Source organism: Pseudoalteromonas sp. S558 (assembly GCF_005886635.1).
GTDB lineage: Bacteria > Pseudomonadota > Gammaproteobacteria > Enterobacterales > Alteromonadaceae > Pseudoalteromonas > Pseudoalteromonas aliena.
Genome location: NZ_PNDU01000306.1, coordinates 1 through 469, shown reverse-complemented (window position 1 = coordinate 469; position 469 = coordinate 1). Strand labels below are relative to the sequence as shown.

Here is a 469-nt window from a genome sequence, read left to right as displayed (position 1 = left end):
ACCGGAGATGATGACATGGGCAGGTTGAAGGTTGAGTAATATCAACTGGAGGAACTAACCCACTTACGTTGAAAAGTTAGGGGATGACCTGTGGCTAGGAGTGAAAGGCTAATCAAACCGGGAGATAGCTGGTTCTCCCCGAAATCTATTTAGGTAGAGCCTCGGACGAATACTTACGGGGGTAGAGCACTGTTAAGGCTAGGGGGTCATCCCGACTTACCAACCCTTTGCAAACTCCGAATACCGTAAAGTAATATCCGTGAGACACACGGCGGGTGCTAACGTCCGTCGTGAAGAGGGAAACAACCCAGACCGCCAGCTAAGGTCCCAAAGTCATAGTTAAGTGGGAAACGATGTGGAAAGGCCCAGACAGCCAGGAGGTTGGCTAAGAAGCCGCCATCCTTTAAAGAAAGCGTAATAGCTCGCTGGTCGAGTCGGTCTGCGCGGAAGCTGTACCGGGGCTTACCTC

The 469-nt window shown here is 51.6% G+C and carries 1 rRNA gene; it reads left to right on the top strand.

The features are described 5' to 3' along the window. A 23S ribosomal RNA gene (locus tag CWB66_RS22470) occupies positions 1 to 469 on the top strand; the annotation flags it as partial.